The 15224-nt window shown below is 73.7% G+C and carries 16 protein-coding genes; 9 read left to right on the forward strand and 7 right to left on the reverse strand.

What is annotated here, in order from left to right:
* Positions 1 to 225: 225 nt before the first annotated feature.
* Positions 226 to 795: a heme-binding protein gene (locus ACIRFH_RS13985; RefSeq protein WP_403520112.1), complete on the reverse strand. Its 570-nt coding sequence runs from the start codon at positions 793 to 795 to the stop codon at positions 226 to 228.
* 325 nt (positions 796 to 1120) lie between these two features.
* Here ACIRFH_RS13985 and ACIRFH_RS13990 point away from each other — a divergent pair, with 325 nt between their 5' ends.
* The gene (locus ACIRFH_RS13990) at positions 1121 to 2344 is read left to right on the forward strand and encodes a sensor histidine kinase (protein ID WP_403520114.1); all 1224 of its coding nucleotides are present in this window, start codon (positions 1121 to 1123) and stop codon (positions 2342 to 2344) included.
* Positions 2341 to 2994 carry a response regulator gene (locus tag ACIRFH_RS13995; RefSeq protein WP_403520116.1) on the forward strand — a complete coding sequence of 218 codons (654 nt, stop codon included), beginning with the start codon at positions 2341 to 2343 and terminating at the stop codon, positions 2992 to 2994. The genes ACIRFH_RS13990 and ACIRFH_RS13995 overlap by 4 nt, the downstream gene beginning before the upstream one ends.
* A 67-nt stretch (positions 2995 to 3061) precedes the next feature.
* On the opposite strand, the gene ACIRFH_RS14000 is transcribed toward ACIRFH_RS13995, so the two are convergent.
* Complete coding sequence (locus ACIRFH_RS14000; protein ID WP_019326664.1) at positions 3062 to 3637, reverse strand: TerD family protein; 576 nt, start codon at positions 3635 to 3637, stop codon at positions 3062 to 3064.
* A gap of 158 nt (positions 3638 to 3795) precedes the next feature.
* Between ACIRFH_RS14000 and arfB the strand changes: the two genes are divergently transcribed.
* On the forward strand, positions 3796 to 4233 hold the full coding sequence (gene arfB / locus ACIRFH_RS14005; protein ID WP_403520118.1) for an alternative ribosome rescue aminoacyl-tRNA hydrolase ArfB: 438 nt from the start codon (positions 3796 to 3798) through the stop codon (positions 4231 to 4233).
* A gap of 107 nt (positions 4234 to 4340) precedes the next feature.
* On the opposite strand, the gene ACIRFH_RS14010 is transcribed toward arfB, so the two are convergent.
* Both ACIRFH_RS14010 and ACIRFH_RS14015 read right to left on the reverse strand, forming a co-directional pair.
* The gene (locus tag ACIRFH_RS14010) at positions 4341 to 4811 is read right to left on the reverse strand and encodes a GNAT family N-acetyltransferase (protein ID WP_403520120.1); all 471 of its coding nucleotides are present in this window, start codon (positions 4809 to 4811) and stop codon (positions 4341 to 4343) included.
* 47 nt (positions 4812 to 4858) lie between these two features.
* Positions 4859 to 5458: a flavin reductase family protein gene (locus tag ACIRFH_RS14015; RefSeq protein WP_403520122.1), complete on the reverse strand. Its 600-nt coding sequence runs from the start codon at positions 5456 to 5458 to the stop codon at positions 4859 to 4861.
* Positions 5459 to 5848: 390 nt separating this feature from the next.
* On the opposite strand from ACIRFH_RS14015, the gene cdgB reads away from it, so the two are divergent.
* Both cdgB and ACIRFH_RS14025 read left to right on the forward strand, forming a co-directional pair.
* On the forward strand, positions 5849 to 7510 hold the full coding sequence (gene cdgB / locus ACIRFH_RS14020; RefSeq protein ID WP_403520123.1) for a diguanylate cyclase CdgB: 1662 nt from the start codon (positions 5849 to 5851) through the stop codon (positions 7508 to 7510).
* Between the two features lie 155 nt (positions 7511 to 7665).
* Entirely contained in the window at positions 7666 to 8628 is a 963-nt protein-coding gene (locus ACIRFH_RS14025; protein ID WP_403520125.1) for a carbohydrate-binding protein, read from the forward strand.
* Positions 8629 to 8632: 4 nt separating this feature from the next.
* On the opposite strand, the gene ACIRFH_RS14030 is transcribed toward ACIRFH_RS14025, so the two are convergent.
* From ACIRFH_RS14030 to ACIRFH_RS14040, 3 genes are all read right to left on the reverse strand, one after another.
* Positions 8633 to 9565: a 1-phosphofructokinase family hexose kinase gene (locus ACIRFH_RS14030; protein WP_403520127.1), complete on the reverse strand. Its 933-nt coding sequence runs from the start codon at positions 9563 to 9565 to the stop codon at positions 8633 to 8635.
* A 220-nt stretch (positions 9566 to 9785) separates the two neighbouring features.
* Positions 9786 to 10931, reverse strand: a complete 1146-nt coding sequence (gene nagA, locus ACIRFH_RS14035) for an N-acetylglucosamine-6-phosphate deacetylase (protein WP_403520129.1) — start codon at positions 10929 to 10931, stop codon at positions 9786 to 9788.
* A gap of 7 nt (positions 10932 to 10938) precedes the next feature.
* Positions 10939 to 11886 (reverse strand): ROK family protein, encoded by a 948-nt coding sequence (locus ACIRFH_RS14040; protein WP_403520131.1) that lies wholly within the window; start codon positions 11884 to 11886, stop codon positions 10939 to 10941.
* Positions 11887 to 12049: 163 nt separating this feature from the next.
* Here ACIRFH_RS14040 and ACIRFH_RS14045 point away from each other — a divergent pair, with 163 nt between their 5' ends.
* From ACIRFH_RS14045 to ACIRFH_RS14060, 4 genes are all read left to right on the forward strand, one after another.
* Positions 12050 to 13267, forward strand: a complete 1218-nt coding sequence (locus ACIRFH_RS14045) for an extracellular solute-binding protein (protein WP_403520175.1) — start codon at positions 12050 to 12052, stop codon at positions 13265 to 13267.
* A gap of 35 nt (positions 13268 to 13302) precedes the next feature.
* A complete protein-coding gene (locus ACIRFH_RS14050; RefSeq protein WP_403520133.1) occupies positions 13303 to 13554 on the forward strand; it encodes a DUF3263 domain-containing protein in 252 nt (83 codons plus the stop codon).
* Between the two features lie 35 nt (positions 13555 to 13589).
* Positions 13590 to 14465: a trehalose-phosphatase gene (otsB, locus tag ACIRFH_RS14055; RefSeq protein ID WP_403520136.1), complete on the forward strand. Its 876-nt coding sequence runs from the start codon at positions 13590 to 13592 to the stop codon at positions 14463 to 14465.
* A 137-nt stretch (positions 14466 to 14602) separates the two neighbouring features.
* On the forward strand, positions 14603 to 15224 hold a 622-nt coding region (locus ACIRFH_RS14060; protein ID WP_403520138.1), incomplete at its 3' end, for a hypothetical protein.

Below are 15224 nucleotides of genomic sequence, written 5' to 3' on the forward strand. Positions count from 1 at the left end.
TGCCGAGTGGACCTCCGCGCAGCCGTTGCTGCCCCGGTACGAGCGGGGCAGCAGGCGGCTGGACGACCGGACGGCCCTCAAGGGGCCGGAACGGTCCGGTCGGAAGCGGGCCGGCTCCGGCACGGCAGCCGTGGCGGACGCCCGCCGGCCTTCGACAAGCGGGTCCGCAAGTGGCCGTCACGCCCGCATCACCGCTGATGCGGGCGTGAGAGTCGACGAGACCTCCTAGCGCAACGCCTCCGCGCCCGCCTGCGCGAACTTCTCGTCCAGGGCGCCGGACGGAGCACCCGCGACGCCGATACCGGCGATCGGCGCCTTGTCGGCGGTGACCGGGACGCCACCGCCCAGGAACAGCGTGCCCGGGATGTCCTTCAGGTTCGGGGCGTTCTCCAGGCGGCCCTCCAGCTCGGTGGTCGTGGCGTTCCAGGAGACGGCGGTGAACGCCTTCTTCACGGCCGACTCGTACGACTGCGGGCCGGCGCCGTCCCCGCGCATGGTGAGGATCGTGTTGCCGTTGCGGTCGACGACGGCGACCGTGATCCGCTGCCCGTCCTTCGCGGCCGCCTTCAGCGCGGCCTGGGCGGCCTCGGTCGCGGCGCCGATCGTCAGGTGCGTGGAGGTGGTGGTGGTGCGCTTGCCGGCCGCGGCGGCGGGGGCGGCGGCCACCGCGGTGTCCGGGGCGGACTCCGGCGCCGAGGCGTTGGCCGCCACCGTGCCGAAGGTGCCGGCGGCGACGGCGGCGAGGACGGCGCCGCCGGTGGCGATGCGGGCACGCCGGGAAAGGGTCTTCTTCATGGGGGATCTGCTCCTCGGGGTCGGGGCGGACGGTCCGCGTCGAGGCCTGCCGTTCGGATCGGGCCGGCGGAGAGGGACGGTGCCCTCCGAGCGGCCCGGACGGCAGGTCCTGGGCCCCTGCGGGCCGCTTCCGTCCGTCTGCTCTCCACCCTCCGCCCCGCCCCCGGGGTGCGCGGTCGCCGTTCCGGCTGCTGTCCGGCGACGGAACGGGTGACGGCGGGGTCGTCCGATCGGCTGACCCGCCGACCGCCCGGACGGGTCACCATGGGAGTGAACGCGCAGCTCAGCGTGGCAGGACACCATGATGCGAAGGAGGCGTGCGCGGATGCCGAAGCCCGACGACCCGGACACCCGGTGGCTCGGTGCCGTCCTGCACGCGGCGTTCTTCCTGCTGCTCGGCGGCGCCCTCGCCCGCTTCCTGCTGCGCCACCCCGGCGAACCCCGCACCCCCTGGATCATCGCCCTGTCCCTCGTCCTCGCCGCGCTGCACCTGCTCGGGCCCGTGCTGAGCGGCGCCGGGGCGCGGCCCGCCCGGCGGCGCCTGGTCTGGCTGGGCGCGGTGGTCGCGGTGTGGATGGTGCTCGTCGTCCTCGCGCCCAGCTTCTCCTGGTGCGCCGTGCCCCTCTTCTACACCGGCCTGCGGACCCTGCCGGCCCGGGCCGCGCTCGTGCTGGTGACCGTCCTGACGGTGTTCGTCGTCGCCGCGCAGCTCCGGCTCGCCGGGCGCTTCGACCCGAACCTGCTGCTCGCCCCGCCGGCCGTCGCCGCCATCGCCACGGCCGTGTTCCTGCACACCGAACGGCAGGCGGCCCGGCAGCGTGCCCTGATCGACGACCTGATCCGCACCCGCCGCGAACTCGCCGCCGCCGAGCGCCGCGAGGGCACCCTCGCCGAACGCCAGCGGCTGTCCGCGGAGATCCACGACACCCTCGCCCAGGGCCTGTCCAGTCAGCGGATGCTGCTCCAGGCCGCCGAGCGGGTCTGGGAGTCCGACCCGGGCAAGGCCCGCACCCACGTCCGGGGCGCCGCGTCCGTCGCCGAGCACAACCTCGCCGAGGCCCGCCGCTTCGTGCACGACCTCGCCCCGGCCGACCTCGCCCGCGGCGGTGGCCTGGTGGCGGCGCTACGGGCGCTGGCCGAGCGGGAGTCCGGCGACCACCTCGCCGTGCGGGTCCACGTGGACGACGGCGGCCGGTCCCCGCTGCTGCCCGACCGCGTCCAGTCGGCCCTGCTGAGGATCGCCCAGGGCGCCCTGGCCAACGTCCGGGAGCACGCGGGCGCGTCGACCGCCGCGCTCACCCTCACCCTCCTCGACGACCAGGTCGTCCTGGACGTCACCGACGACGGCCACGGATTCGACCCGGCCGCGCTGTCCGCCCCGTCCGGGGTGCGCGGGCACGGGCTGCCCGCCATGCGCGCCCGGCTGCGCGGGCTGGGCGGCACCCTGACCGTCGAGTCCGCCCCCGGCGAGGGCACCGTCCTGTCCGCCGCCGTCCCCCTCGACCCACCCGGCCCGCCCCGGACCGGCCCACTGGAGGCACCCCGATGACCGACCCGGCAGACAGTGGTCCCGCCCCCGTCCGCATCCTCGTCTGCGACGACCACGCCGTCGTACGCGCCGGGCTGCTGGCCCTGCTCGACAGCGCCCCCGGCATCGAGGTGGCCGGCGAGGCCGGCACCGGGGAGGAGGCGCTCGCCCTCGCCGCGCGGCTCGCGCCCGACGTGGTGCTGATGGACCTCCAGCTCGGCGAGGGCATCGACGGGGTGGAGACCACGCGCCGCCTCACCGCCCCCGGCGGGCCCTCCCCGCACGTCCTGGTGCTCACCACGTACGACACCGACGCCGACATCACCCGCGCCATCGAGGCCGGCGCGACCGGCTACCTGCTGAAGGCCGAGCGTCCCGAGGAGCTGTTCGCCGCGATCCACGCCGCCGCGCGGGGACGTACGGCGCTGTCCGGGCCGGTCGCCGGCCGGGTCATGGCCAACATGCGCAGTCCGCGCCCCTCCCTCACCGGCCGTGAACGCGACATCCTGGCCCAGCTCGCCACCGGCGCCGGCAACCGGGAGATCGCCCGGGCCCTGTTCATCAGCGAGGCCACGGTGAAGACCCATCTGCGCCGCATCTACGACAAGCTCGGCGTCGACACCCGCGCGGGCGCCGTGGCGGTGGCCAAGGAGCAGCGCCTGCTGCCGTGACGCCGAAGACCCCCCGGCGCGGAAGCGGACCGGGGGGCCTTCGTACGTGTCGTCGGGCGGGCGGACGTCAGACGTTCACGCCGAAGTCCTGGGCGATGCCGACCAGGCCCGAGGCGTAGCCCTGGCCGACGGCGCGGAACTTCCACTCGGCGCCGTTGCGGTACAGCTCGCCGAAGACCATCGCCGTCTCCGTGGCCGCGTCCTCGGACAGGTCGTAGCGGGCGATCTCGGCTCCGCCGGCCTGGTTGACGATGCGGATGTAGGCGTTGCGCACCTGGCCGAAGTTCTGCGACCGGTTCTCGGCGTCGTAGATCGAGACCGGGAAGACGATCTTGTCGATGTCGGCCGGCAGGGCGGCCAGGTTGACGTTGATCGCCTCGTCGTCGCCGGCGCCCTCGCCGGTGCGGTTGTCACCGGTGTGGACGATCGTGTTGTCCGGGGTCTGCTTGTTGTTGAAGAACACGAAGTGGGCGTCGGAGTAGACCTTGCCCTGCGTGTTGACCGCGATCGCGGAGGCGTCGAGGTCGAAGTCGGTGCCGGTGGTGGTACGGACGTCCCAGCCGAGCCCCACGGTGACTTCGGTCAGGCCCGGAGCCTCCTTGGTGAGCGAGACGTTGCCACCCTTGGACAGGCTTACAGCCATTGTTGGGAGTCCCTTCCTTCGTGTACGTACGGCAAGAAAGCTACAGCTACCCCCATGAACGACGAGAGGGGTACGCAAGGTTCCAGCTCTCTTTACTTTCTTTACCGAATTCGGGACCGAGGATAATCGGGTGACGCGGCCCGCCCGGGGACGGGAACATGGACGGCATGTCCGGTCCCCATGTCATCCGCGGCTCCGTCTCGCTTCCCGAGTCCGAGCTCGTCTGGCGTTTCTCGCGGTCCTCGGGGCCCGGCGGGCAGCACGTCAACACCACGGACACGCAGGTGGAGCTCCGCTTCGACCTGGCGCGCACCGAGGCCCTGCCCGAGGTGTGGAAGCGGCGGGCGCTGGAGCGGCTGGCCGGGCGGCTGACCGACGGGGTCGTCACCGTGCGCGCCTCCGAGCACCGCTCCCAGTGGCGCAACCGCGAGGCCGCCGCGGTGCGCCTCGCGGCGCTGCTGGCCGAGGCGACGGCGCCGCCGCCCAAGCCGCGTCGGCCGACCCGCATCCCGCGCGGCATCAACGAGCGGCGGCTGCGGGAGAAGAAGCAGCGGTCGGAGACCAAGCGGGGGCGCTCCGCGCGGGACTGGGGATGAACGGCTGAGGGGGCGCATGCCGCGTGTCCCTGCGGGTCCGTCGTGGCTGGGCGCGCCCACGCGGCGGAGCCGCACACGTCACGGCCCCGCGCCCCTTCGGGGCGCGTTCAGTCCAGGGTCAGCACGCCCACCGTCTCCTCCTCGGCCTTCTCCCCGTTCGGGCGGAAGCCGAGGCGCAGGTAGAAGTCCTCGGGGCCGTCCGTCCCGGGGTGCCAGGTGACGTAGCACTCCTCGCCGCCGCGGCGGCGGACCTCGGCGGCCACCGACTCCACGGCGAAGCGGCCGTAGCCCCGGCCCTGCTCGTCGGCGGCGATGTTCAGGCGCCACAGCCCGGAGCGCAGCGCGCTGCCGTCGTCGTACCAGTCGATGTCGAAGAAGCCCATGAGGAAGCCGACGGGACGGTCGCCGTCGAGGATCAGGCGGGGCCAGGCCTTGGCGGGGTGGACGTAGGCCTCGGCGAGGGACTTCACCACCGGGGAGACGGCGAACTCCTGCTCGGGGCGCACGCGTACGGCGAGGGCGGCCTCGATGTTCGCGGGGGTGATCTCTTCCAGGCGGAGCGTGGTACCGGTCGTCATGCCCGCACCCTAGGCGGGCACCTCGCGCCGGACGAGCGGATTACCGCTCAGCCCAACTGCCGGTACCGTCCCCGGAAATACGTCAGCGGCCCCCCGTCCGCGCTCGGCACCGAGGCGGTCAGGACGCGGCCGATCACCAGGGTGTGGTCCCCGGCCGGCACGCGCTGCTCGGTGCGGCACTCCAGGGTCGCCAGGGCGCCGCCCACCAGCAACGCCCCGGAGACCTCACCCCGTACCGAGGGGATGTCCTCGAAGAGGAGCCGGTCGCTGACGCGGCCCTTCATCGAGAAGCGTCCCGCGATGTGCCGCTGGTTCTCGGACAGGACGGAGACCGCCCACACGGGCTGCTCGTCGAGCAGGTCGTCCATGCGGGAGCCCTCGCGCAGGCCCACCAGGACCAGCGGCGGGTCCAGGGACACCGACATGAAGGCCGTGGCCGTCATCCCGGCGTCCTCGCCGCGCGGCGCCCCGGGATCGTCGGGGTCGAGCGGCGGCTCCTGCGCGGTCACCAGGACCACGCCCGAGGCCAGCCGGGACATGGCGGCGCGGAACTCGTCGTTGCTCACCCCTTCAGGGTGCCCGAGGGCCGGTGACGGCAACGGGGGCGCCGGGGGAGTGGGGGACGCGAGCGAGGGAGTGTTCGACACTCGGCCACGCTAGCCGCCGGGCCCTCGGCGCGGCATCGGCCCCCGGTCCGAACCGGGACCTAGGACCGGCCTAGGCCCTCCGGAGGAGGGTGTCCGAGAAGCGTGCCCGAGGGGCGTGTCCGAGGGGCGTGTCCGGGGAGGGCGTCCGAGAAGCGCGCGGGAGGAGTCGTGCGCATACCTACAAACATTGCGTTCGGTAAACGCACGCGGAAAACGCAGAATCACCACTCAATTGTTCATCTTTGGTTGTGACTTGAGTCACAAGGGGCGGTAATTGTTGACCCTGTGTACCGAGTGGGCAGCGCGCTGTGATTCAGTGGCGGAGGTTGGTAGGACGATACGCCGAAGAGAACCCTTGATTCGCTGCGAGGTCTCGGGGGGAGGGCGAGCATGGAGACCGAGTCGGAGCCCTACGTCCGTCTTGCGTCCCTGCGGCAGCTGCACCAGGTCATGGCCGACATGAACAAGGCCCGCAGCCTGGCCGACACCCTGCAGGCCGTCGCCGACGGCGTCGTCCAGGCCCTCGGGTACGAGCTGGCGTGCGTCAACCTGGTCCGTCCCGACGGCGACCTCGTCGTCGCGGCCTTCTCCGGCAACCAGGCCGCCGAGGCCCTGATCACCGGCCGGGTCGGCTCCCGCGAGTCCTGGGACCGCCGCCTGGCCATGGGCGAGCGGTGGGGCGACCTGGTCTTCATACCCCACACCGAGGGCTGGATCCTCGACGACGACGACGTCCCGCAGTGGTACACCGACGGACCCGCGCCCCGCTTCGAGGACGAGTGGCACCCCTCGGACCGCCTCTTCGCCCCCATGTACGCACCCGGCCCGCAGCGCGGCGACACCAGCGGCGAACTGATCGGCGTCCTGTCCGTGGACCGTCCGCGCAACGGCCGACGGCCCGGCGCCTGGGGCCGCGAGGCCCTGCAGATGTACGCCTTCCAGGCCGCCATCGCCATCAGCAACGCCCGCCTCCGCTCCAACATGCAGCGCGCCCTGGTCCGCCTCGAACGCGACCAGCAGGCCCTCAGGGCGAGCGAGGAAAGCTTCCGGCAGGCCTTCGAGTACGCCCCCTCCGGCATGGCCATCGCCGAGATGGGCGGCGACCAGCACGGCCGCATCCTGCGCACCAACGACGCCCTGTGCCGCCTGCTGGGCCGCCCCGCCTCCGCGATGCGCCGCTACGCCTTCTCCGACCTCGTCCACCCCGAGGACATCGGCACCCTGCTGCGCACCTCCGCCGAGGGCGGCCGCGCCGAGCTGCGCCTGGGCCGCCGCGACGGCACCTACGTCTGGGTCTCCCTGCGCAACAGCGTCGTCGCCGACGCCGCCGACGGGCCCCGCTTCCTGCTCACCCACGTCGAGGACATAGAGGAGCGCAAACGCCGCGAGCTCCAGCTCGCCCACCGCGCCTCCCACGACTCCCTCACCGGCCTGCCCAACTCCGCCGAGCTGCGCGCCCGGCTCTCCGCCCGGCTGTGCCGGCGCCCGCAGTCCACGCACGCGGCCGTGGCCGACGCGATGGACGCGGCCTACGGGCACCCCGTCACCGACTCCGGGGGCCACACCTTCGACTTCCGCTCCGGCTCCGACCCCTACGGGGTCTACGACCACCACGTGCACACCGTCGCCCCCGGCGAGGGACCGGACGACGGCACCAAGGGGCTCGCGGTCCTCTTCTGCGACCTGGACGGCTTCAAGTCGATCAACGACCGGTTCGGGCACAACGCGGGCGACGCCGTCCTCATCGAGGTCGCCCGCCGGCTCGGCGGCGGGGTGCGCGACGGCGACACGGTGGCCCGGCTCGGCGGCGACGAGTTCGTGATCCTCGCCGACGGACTCGGCCGGGCCGACGCCGAGGACCTCGCCGTACGGCTGCGCAACGAGATCATCCAGCCGATCCGGGCCGAGGGGCGGGCCGTCCGCGTCGGCGCCAGCTTCGGCATCGGATGGGCCCACTGCGGCATGACGGCGGACGAGGTCCTGAAGTCCGCGGACGAGCGGATGTACGTGGAGAAACGATCTCGGCCCAAACAGCACCGCCGTGCCGGTTGATCCCCAGGTCAGTGCGCTGATGCGGCCCGAGTCGCCCTTCCGGGTCGGTGGCCGGGGGTCTCCCCGTTCGAACGAATTCGAGAACGGGGGAGGGTAGGCTCGCTCTCTCACCACCTCTACCGCACACGCACCGCATCTGGTTAGGAGACCTAGGGATGACGCCCGGCAACAACGGCGCGAGCACGCCCGAGGACGACGACCCGTTCGGCTACCTGTACGCCGACGGGCAGGCCAACGGAGCCCAGCCGCCGTCAGGCGGCTACGGCTATCCGAACTCCGTCAACCGGGTGCGTCCCGTCGGCACACGGCAGTACGGGGCGCAGGGACAGGCCGCCCCGACCGCCGCGTACGGCCAGGCGGCCCCGCAGCAGCAGGGCGCCTACGGCAGGCCGAACGCGCACTACGCCGCGCCGGAGACGCTTCCCGGCGGCGGCGCCCCCACCGCCCCGCAGCAGCCGCCCCGCGGCGCCGGTGGCGGCGGACGCCGCGGCCCCAACACCAAGGGCCTGCTGATCGGCGCGGTCGCGGTGGTCGCCGCGGTCGTCGTCGGGATCGCCGTGGTGATGGCCAACGGCGGCTCGGACGACGACAAGAAGGGCGACGAGGCGGGCGGCGACACCGTCCCGACCCAGTCCCAGACCACCGACCCGAGCCCGTCGGCGAGCAGCAGCGCCGACGACGAGGTGAAGCTGCCGTCGGCCGAGGCGGGGGCGTTGCAGCTGTCGCCCGGCGTGGCGACGGCCTCGGAGGTCGAGGGCGCCCAGTCGGCGGGCGGCGCCTACGTGGCGAACCTCAACCAGCCCGGCGCCTCGGTCACCTGGACCGTCAACGGCATCCCCGAGGACGGCGTCTACACCCTCTTCGCCCGCTACAGCGCGGCCGGCGAGGACCAGTCGATGACGCTCACGGTCAACGGCAAGCCGTTCGGCAGCAAGATGAACCTGGGCAACTTCGCGCACGCCGCGGACGGCGACTTCGCCAAGGGCTGGACCAAGACCTACGTCTGGCCCACGCTCAACAAGGGCACCAACACGCTCTCGCTGTCCTGCGCGGACGGCGACAGGTGCAACATACTGCTGGACCAGTTCTCCCTGAAGAAGGGCCAGGTCAAGAGCTAGCGGGTCAGGCCGCGTCGGCCTCCGCCGTGACCGCGACCCCCCGGCCGAGCAGTTCCTCGTACGCCGTCCGGTCGAACTCGCCCGCCACCGGTGCCAGCACCGTCGCCGCGGACAGGGCGACCGCGCGGGCCAGCCGGTCCGGCCAGGGCAGGTGCTCCACCAGGCCCGACAGCAGGCCCGCCACCGCGGAGTCGCCCGCGCCGGTCGGATTGCCCCGGACGTGCGCGGGCGGCGCCGCCCGCCACCGGCCCTCGGGGGTCACCGCGAGCAGGCCCTCGGCGCCCAGGGAGGCCACCACCGACCGGGCGCCGCGCCTGCGGGCGGCCTGAGTGGCCCGCAGCGGCTCGTGCGAGCCGGTCAGCTCGGCCAGTTCGTCGGCGTTCGGCTTGATCATGTCCGGACGGGCGGCCACGCCCCGGCGCAGCGGCTCCCCGCTGGTGTCCAGCAGCACCGGTACGCCCGCCGCGCGCGCGGTGCGCACCAGCCCCGCGTAGGCGCCCACCGGCACGCCCGGCGGCAGGCTGCCGCACAGGGCGACCGCCGAGACGCCGGCGAGCAGGTCCTCGTAGACCCCCTGGAAGGCGTTCCACTCGGCGGGGGCGACGGCCGGGCCCGGCTCGTTGAGCTGCGTGGTGTCGCCGGTGCGCTCGTCGACGACGGCGATGGTGCGCCGGGTCGCCCCGGCGACCGGCACGAGCGCGTCGGTCACTCCCCGCACGCCGGCCAGTCCCTCCCGTACGGCGCGTCCGGTGGTGCCGCCCGCGAAGCCGGTCACCGCCACCTCGTGTCCGAGGGCGGCGAGCACCCGGGCCACGTTCAGGCCCTTGCCGCCCGGGCGTTCCGTCACACCGGTGACCCGGTGGGAGGCGTGGGGCCGCAGGGCCGGGACGCGGTAGGTGATGTCGAGAGCGGCGTTCAGCGTGACCGTGAGTATCACCCGTGCCGACCTCCCCCGGTGGTCTGTGTCCGCCATGTGTGCCGAAGACGCCGTCCGAAGACGTCGTCCGGAACCACGTCGTCCGGAGCTGCGTCGTCCGGAGTCACGATCATGCCAAACGGACGGCCGTCGGCCCAGCCCCCGGACCGGCCGCGATCGGCGGCCCGGAGGCGTGTCCGGGCACGGGGCCGGGTGCGGCCCGTGCGGGCCCGGGGACGGATCAGCCCAGGTGGGGACCGACCACCCATTCACCCCGGCGCATCACGCCCACCAGGTCGAACCCGGCGTCGAGGACCACCAGGTCGGCGTCCTTGCCGGGCTCCAGCGAGCCGACGCGGTCGGCGAGGCCGAGCAGCCGGGCCGGATTGGCGGAGATCGCGGCGACGACGTCCTCGACGGGCAGCCCGTCCACCGTCACCGCCCGCTTGAACGCGCGGTCCAGGGTGAGCGTGGAACCGGCGATCGAGCCGCCCTCCACCAGCCGGGCCACGCCGTCGGCGACCTCGACCTCCATCGGGCCGAGCATGTAGCGGCCGTCGCCGAAGCCGGCCGCGTCCATCGCGTCGGTGATGAAGGCGACCCGGGAGGCCCCCGCGTGGTGGAAGGCCAGCCGGAGCGCGGCCGGGTGCAGATGGGTGCCGTCGTTGATCAGCTCGACGGTGATCCGCTCGTCCTCCAGCAGGGCGGTGATGGGGCCGGGGGAGCGGTGGCCGAGCGGCGGCATGGCGTTGAACAGGTGCGTGGCGACGGTCGCGCCCGCGTCGATGGCCTGCAGCGTCTGCTCGTAGGTCGCGTCGGTGTGCCCGACGGCCGCGATCACGCCGTGCTCGGTGAGCAGGCGTACGGAGTCCAGGCCGCCCGGCAGCTCGGTGGCCAGCGTCATCATCTTCGCGTGGCCGTGCGCGGCGTCGATCAGCTTGCGGACCTCGGCCGGGTCGGGGTCGCGCAGCAGTTCCTCGTCGTGCGCGCCCTTGCGGCACGGGGAGATGAACGGCCCCTCGAAGTGGATGCCGGCGATGTCGCCCTGCTGGGCCAGCTCGGCGAGCACCCCGGCGTGCCGGGCGAGGAAGTCCAGGTCCCCGGTGACGGCGGAGGCGACCACCGTGGTGGTGCCGTGCAGGCGGTGGGCGCGGACGCCCCGGAGGATCTCCTCGGGGGTGCCGCCGGCGAAGGAGGCGCCGCCGCCGCCGTGGTTGTGGAGGTCGACGAAGCCGGGGACCACCCAGTGGCCGGTGAGGTCGACGGTCTCCGCGTCCGGGGGCGCCGTGTCCGTGATCCGCGTGCCGTCGACGATCACGCGGCCGCCGTCCACGGTGCCGGTGGGCAGTACCACCCGGGCACCGGCGAGAACCTTGCTTGGGGCCATCAGGTGGTTACCTCCGGGGAGTCGCGGTCGTGGGAGTGGGGTCGAGCAGGTCCCAGGCCAGGAGCCCGGCACCGAGGCAGCCGGCGGTGTCCCCCAGGGCCGCGGGGACGATCCGCGGCGGTCTCTGGAAGGTGACGCGCCGCCGCACGGCGTCCCGCAGGGGTGTGAACAAGGTTTCCCCGGCCTCCGCGAGGCCGCCACCGATGATGAGGACGCGCGGGTCCAGCAGGGTGAGTGCGGTGACCAGCCCGTCGGCGAGCGCGTCCACGGCGTCCTGCCACACGCGGGCGGCGCGGGCGTCGCCCGACTCGACGGCCTTGGCGCAGTCGGCGGCGTCCGCCTCCGGGTCGCCGCACGCCTCGGCCCACGCCTGGCTCACCGCCGACGCGGACGCGTACCGCTCCAGGCAGCCGCGCTGCCCGCACGGGCACGGGGCGCCGCCGGGGCGCACGACGACGTGGCCGATCTCGCCCGCGAAGCCGTGGGCGCCCGCCTCCACCCGGCCGCCGATGCCGATGGCGCCCGCGATGCCGGTGCCCAGCGGCACGAACAGGAACCGGTCGGCGCCCCGCCCGGCACCGATCCGCCCCTCGGCGAGTCCGCCGGTGCGCACGTCGTGCCCGAGGGCGACCGGGATGCCGCCGAGCCGCTCGCCGAGCAGCGCACGCAGCGGCACGTCGCGCCAGCCGAGGTTGGCGGCGTACACGGCGGTGCCGCGCTCCTCGTCGATGATGCCGGGGACGGCGACACCGGCCGCGAGGGCGTCCTCGCCGTACCGGTCGGCGCCCAGGGCGCGCAGTTCGGCGGCGAAGTCGAGGATGCCCGCGACGACGGCCTCGGGGCCGCGCTCGCGCCCGGTGGCGCGGCGGGTCCGGTGCAGCAGCTCGCCCCCCGGCCCCGCCAGGGCGGCCTTCATCCCGGTGCCGCCCACGTCGAGGGCGATGACATGTCTCACGGGGACAGTGTGGCCCGTACACCCGGGAGAGGTCTAGTCCACTCGCGTGGTGTAGACCTTAGTCCGGTAAACGGACAAGCGGTTCGATCGACACAGGGCAGGGCGGGGCAGGAACGTGCGGCGGCGCAGGACAGGAACGATCGCGGTGGCAGCCGCCCTGGGGATGACGGCGGCCCTCGGCGGCTGCGGACTCGTCGGCGGCTCCGACGAGGTGACGCTGAAGCTCGTCGCGGCCGACTACGGCGACAGCAAGGACAACAGCTCCCAGGGGTACTGGAACGAGCTGGTCAAGTCCTACGAGGCCAAGCACCCCGACGTGCACGTGGACGTCACCGTCTACTCCTGGAACGACGTCGACCGCAAGGTCCGCGAGATGGTCGAGGCCGGCGAGGCCCCCGACATGGCGCAGATCGGCGCCTACGCCGACTACGCGGCCAAGGACCTGCTCTACCGGGCCGACGACCTGCTCTCCATCCCCGTCCAGGCCGGCTTCGTCCCCCAGCTGGCCGCCGCCGGGCAGGTACACGGTGCCCAGTACGGCCTGCCGTTCGCCGCCTCCACCCGCGTGCTCTTCTACAACAAGACCCTCTTCGACAAGGCCGGCGTCACCCCGCCCAAGACCTGGGACGAACTCGCCGAGGCGGCCGAGGCGCTCAAGGACAAGGGCGTGAAGTACCCGTACGCGCTGCCGCTGGGCGCCGAGGAGGCGCAGGCCGAGACGATGCAGTGGATGCTCAGCGGCAAGGGCGGCTACACCGATGACGTCGGCACCTACTCCGTCGACTCGCCGCAGAACGTCACCACCTTCACCTGGCTCAAGGACGAACTGGTCGGCAAGGGCCTCACCGGTCCCGTCGCCCCCGGCAGACTCGACCGGGCCGACGCCTTCGCCGCCTTCGCGAACGGCGACGTCGGCATGCTCAACGGCCACCCCTCGCTGATGAAGACCGCCTCCGCCAAGGGCGTGAAGTACGGCATGGTGCCCACCCCCGGCGTCGACGGCGCGAGCAAGAACACGCTCGGCGTGACCGACTGGATGACGGCCTTCAGGAAGAACGGCCACCAGAAGGAGATCGGCGACTTCCTCGACTTCGTCTACGACGACGAGAACGTCCTCGACTTCTCCCGGAAGTACGACCTGCTGCCGGTCACCACCTCCGCGTCCGAGGTGATGAGCGTCGCGTCCGAGGACAAGGACCTCAAGCCCTTCCTGGACGAACTGCTGCTCTCCGAGCTCTACCCGGTCGGCAAGACGTCCTGGGCCGCGGTCAGCGCGGACGTGAAGAAGCGCATCGGCCAGGCGGTCGCCCCCGGCGGCAGCCCCGCCGAGGTGCTCGGCCAGATCCAGGCGACGGCGAACCTGGCCGACAGCGGCGAGTAGCGCCGCTGTCGGCGGCGGGCGTTACGGTGCCGTACATGGACCCCGCAGACCCCGCAGGCCCCGCAGACCTCGGAGCGAGGGAGCGCGGCATCCTCGCGCTGGAGCGCCGCGGCTTTCCGGGCCCCGGCGCGAAGGAACGCGCGATCCGTGAGGAACTGGGCCTGGCCCCCGTCCGCTACTACCAGCTCCTCAACGCCCTCCTGGACGACCCGCGCGCGCTGGCCTTCGACCCGGTGACGGTCAACCGGCTGCGCCGGGTGCGGGAGTCCCGGCGCGGCGAGCGCTGAGGTTGTTTCCCGCGCCCGCGGGATAGGTTCGCCGTATGGGCAGCCACAAGGAATCCACCCCCGACTCCCCGGTCCCCGCGGACCACCTGCCGACGCCCGCGACCGAGGCCGGCCGCGAAGGGCTCGCCGCCCTCCTCGCGCACCCCGGCCGCGCGGTGATCGCGCTCGACTTCGACGGCACGCTCGCCCCGATCGTGCCGGACCCCGACCGGGCCCGCGCCCACCCGGACGCGGTGCCCGCGCTCGCGGCCCTCGCCCCGAAGGTCGCCTCCGTCGCGGTGATCACCGGCCGTCCGGCCGAGGTCGCCGTCCACCACGGAGGCTTCGCGGACGTCCCCGGCCTGGACCACCTCGTCGTCCTCGGCCACTACGGCGCCGAGCGCTGGGACGCCGCGACCGGCACCGTCACCGCCCCGCCGCCCCATCCGGGGGTGGCCGCCGTACGGGCCGAGCTGCCGGGGCTGCTGGACGCCGTCGGCGTCGGGCGGGACGCCTGGGTCGAGGAGAAGGGCCGGGCGGTCGCCGTGCACACCCGCCGCGCGAGCGACCCGCAGGCCGCCTTCGACGCCCTGCGCGCCCCCCTGGCCGACCTGGCCGCCCGCCACGGCCTCGTCGTCGAACCGGGCCGCCTGGTCCTGGAACTGCGCCCGCCCGGCATGGACAAGGGCGTCGCGCTGCGCGAGTACGCCCGCGAGACGGGCGCCGCGTCCGTCCTGTTCGCCGGCGACGACCTCGGCGACCTCCCCGCCTTCGCGGCGGTCGGCACCCTTCGCACCGAGGGCACCCCGGGCCTCCTGGTGTGCAGCGGAAGTGACGAGGTGACGGAACTGAGGGAACGCGCGGACCTGGAGGTGGACGGCCCGGCCGGGGTGGTGACCCTCCTGAGCGCCCTCGCGGACCGCCTGGCCTGACGCCGATGTCACGAGGATGTCTTCGAATGTCACAGACCTGTCCGGACGCCACGGGCGAGGCAACCGGATCTCGTGCCGGACGCTCCTCTGAACCGTAAGGCCGGTCGATACGGCCCCCAACCGTGGAGGACAACGTCATGCCCGCTCGCAAGTTCCCGGTGCTCGCCCTCGCCGTCCTGGCCGCCGGTCTGACGCTCACCGCCTGCGACGGCGGCGGCACCGCCGACGGCGCCGCGTCCTCCACCACGGCGACGGCCGCCACGCAGTCCTCCACGGCCACGCAGCCCCCCACGGCCAAGCAGTCCCCCACCGCCACGACGGGCGCCACCGGCGGCGGCTCGGCGTCCGGCGGCGGCTCGGCGTCCGGCGGTGGCTCGGCGTCCGGCGCCTCCGGCGAGGAGGGGACGAAGTGCACGGACCAGAAGGACTACACCGGTGACCCCCGGTCGAACGCGGAGATCAACTCGATCGGCGCGGACACCGGCACCTGCCCGCAGCCGCAGAAGGGCGCCGGCGCCCCCTCGAAGTCCCTCGCGCTGGACCTGAAGTGCACGAACCAGCTCGACTACGCGAACGACCCGCGGTCGAACGCCGAGATCAACTCGATCGGCGCGGACACCGGCACCTGCCCCGCGCCGAAGGGCGGCAAAGCCTCGTCGGGCGACCTCGCGCTGGACCTGAAGTGCACGAACCAGCTCGACTACGCGAACGACCCGCGGTCGAACGCCGAGATCAACTCGATCGGCGCGGACACCGGCA

The organism is Streptomyces sp. NPDC093586, assembly GCF_044764905.1.
Classification (GTDB): Bacteria; Actinomycetota; Actinomycetes; order Streptomycetales; family Streptomycetaceae; genus Streptomyces.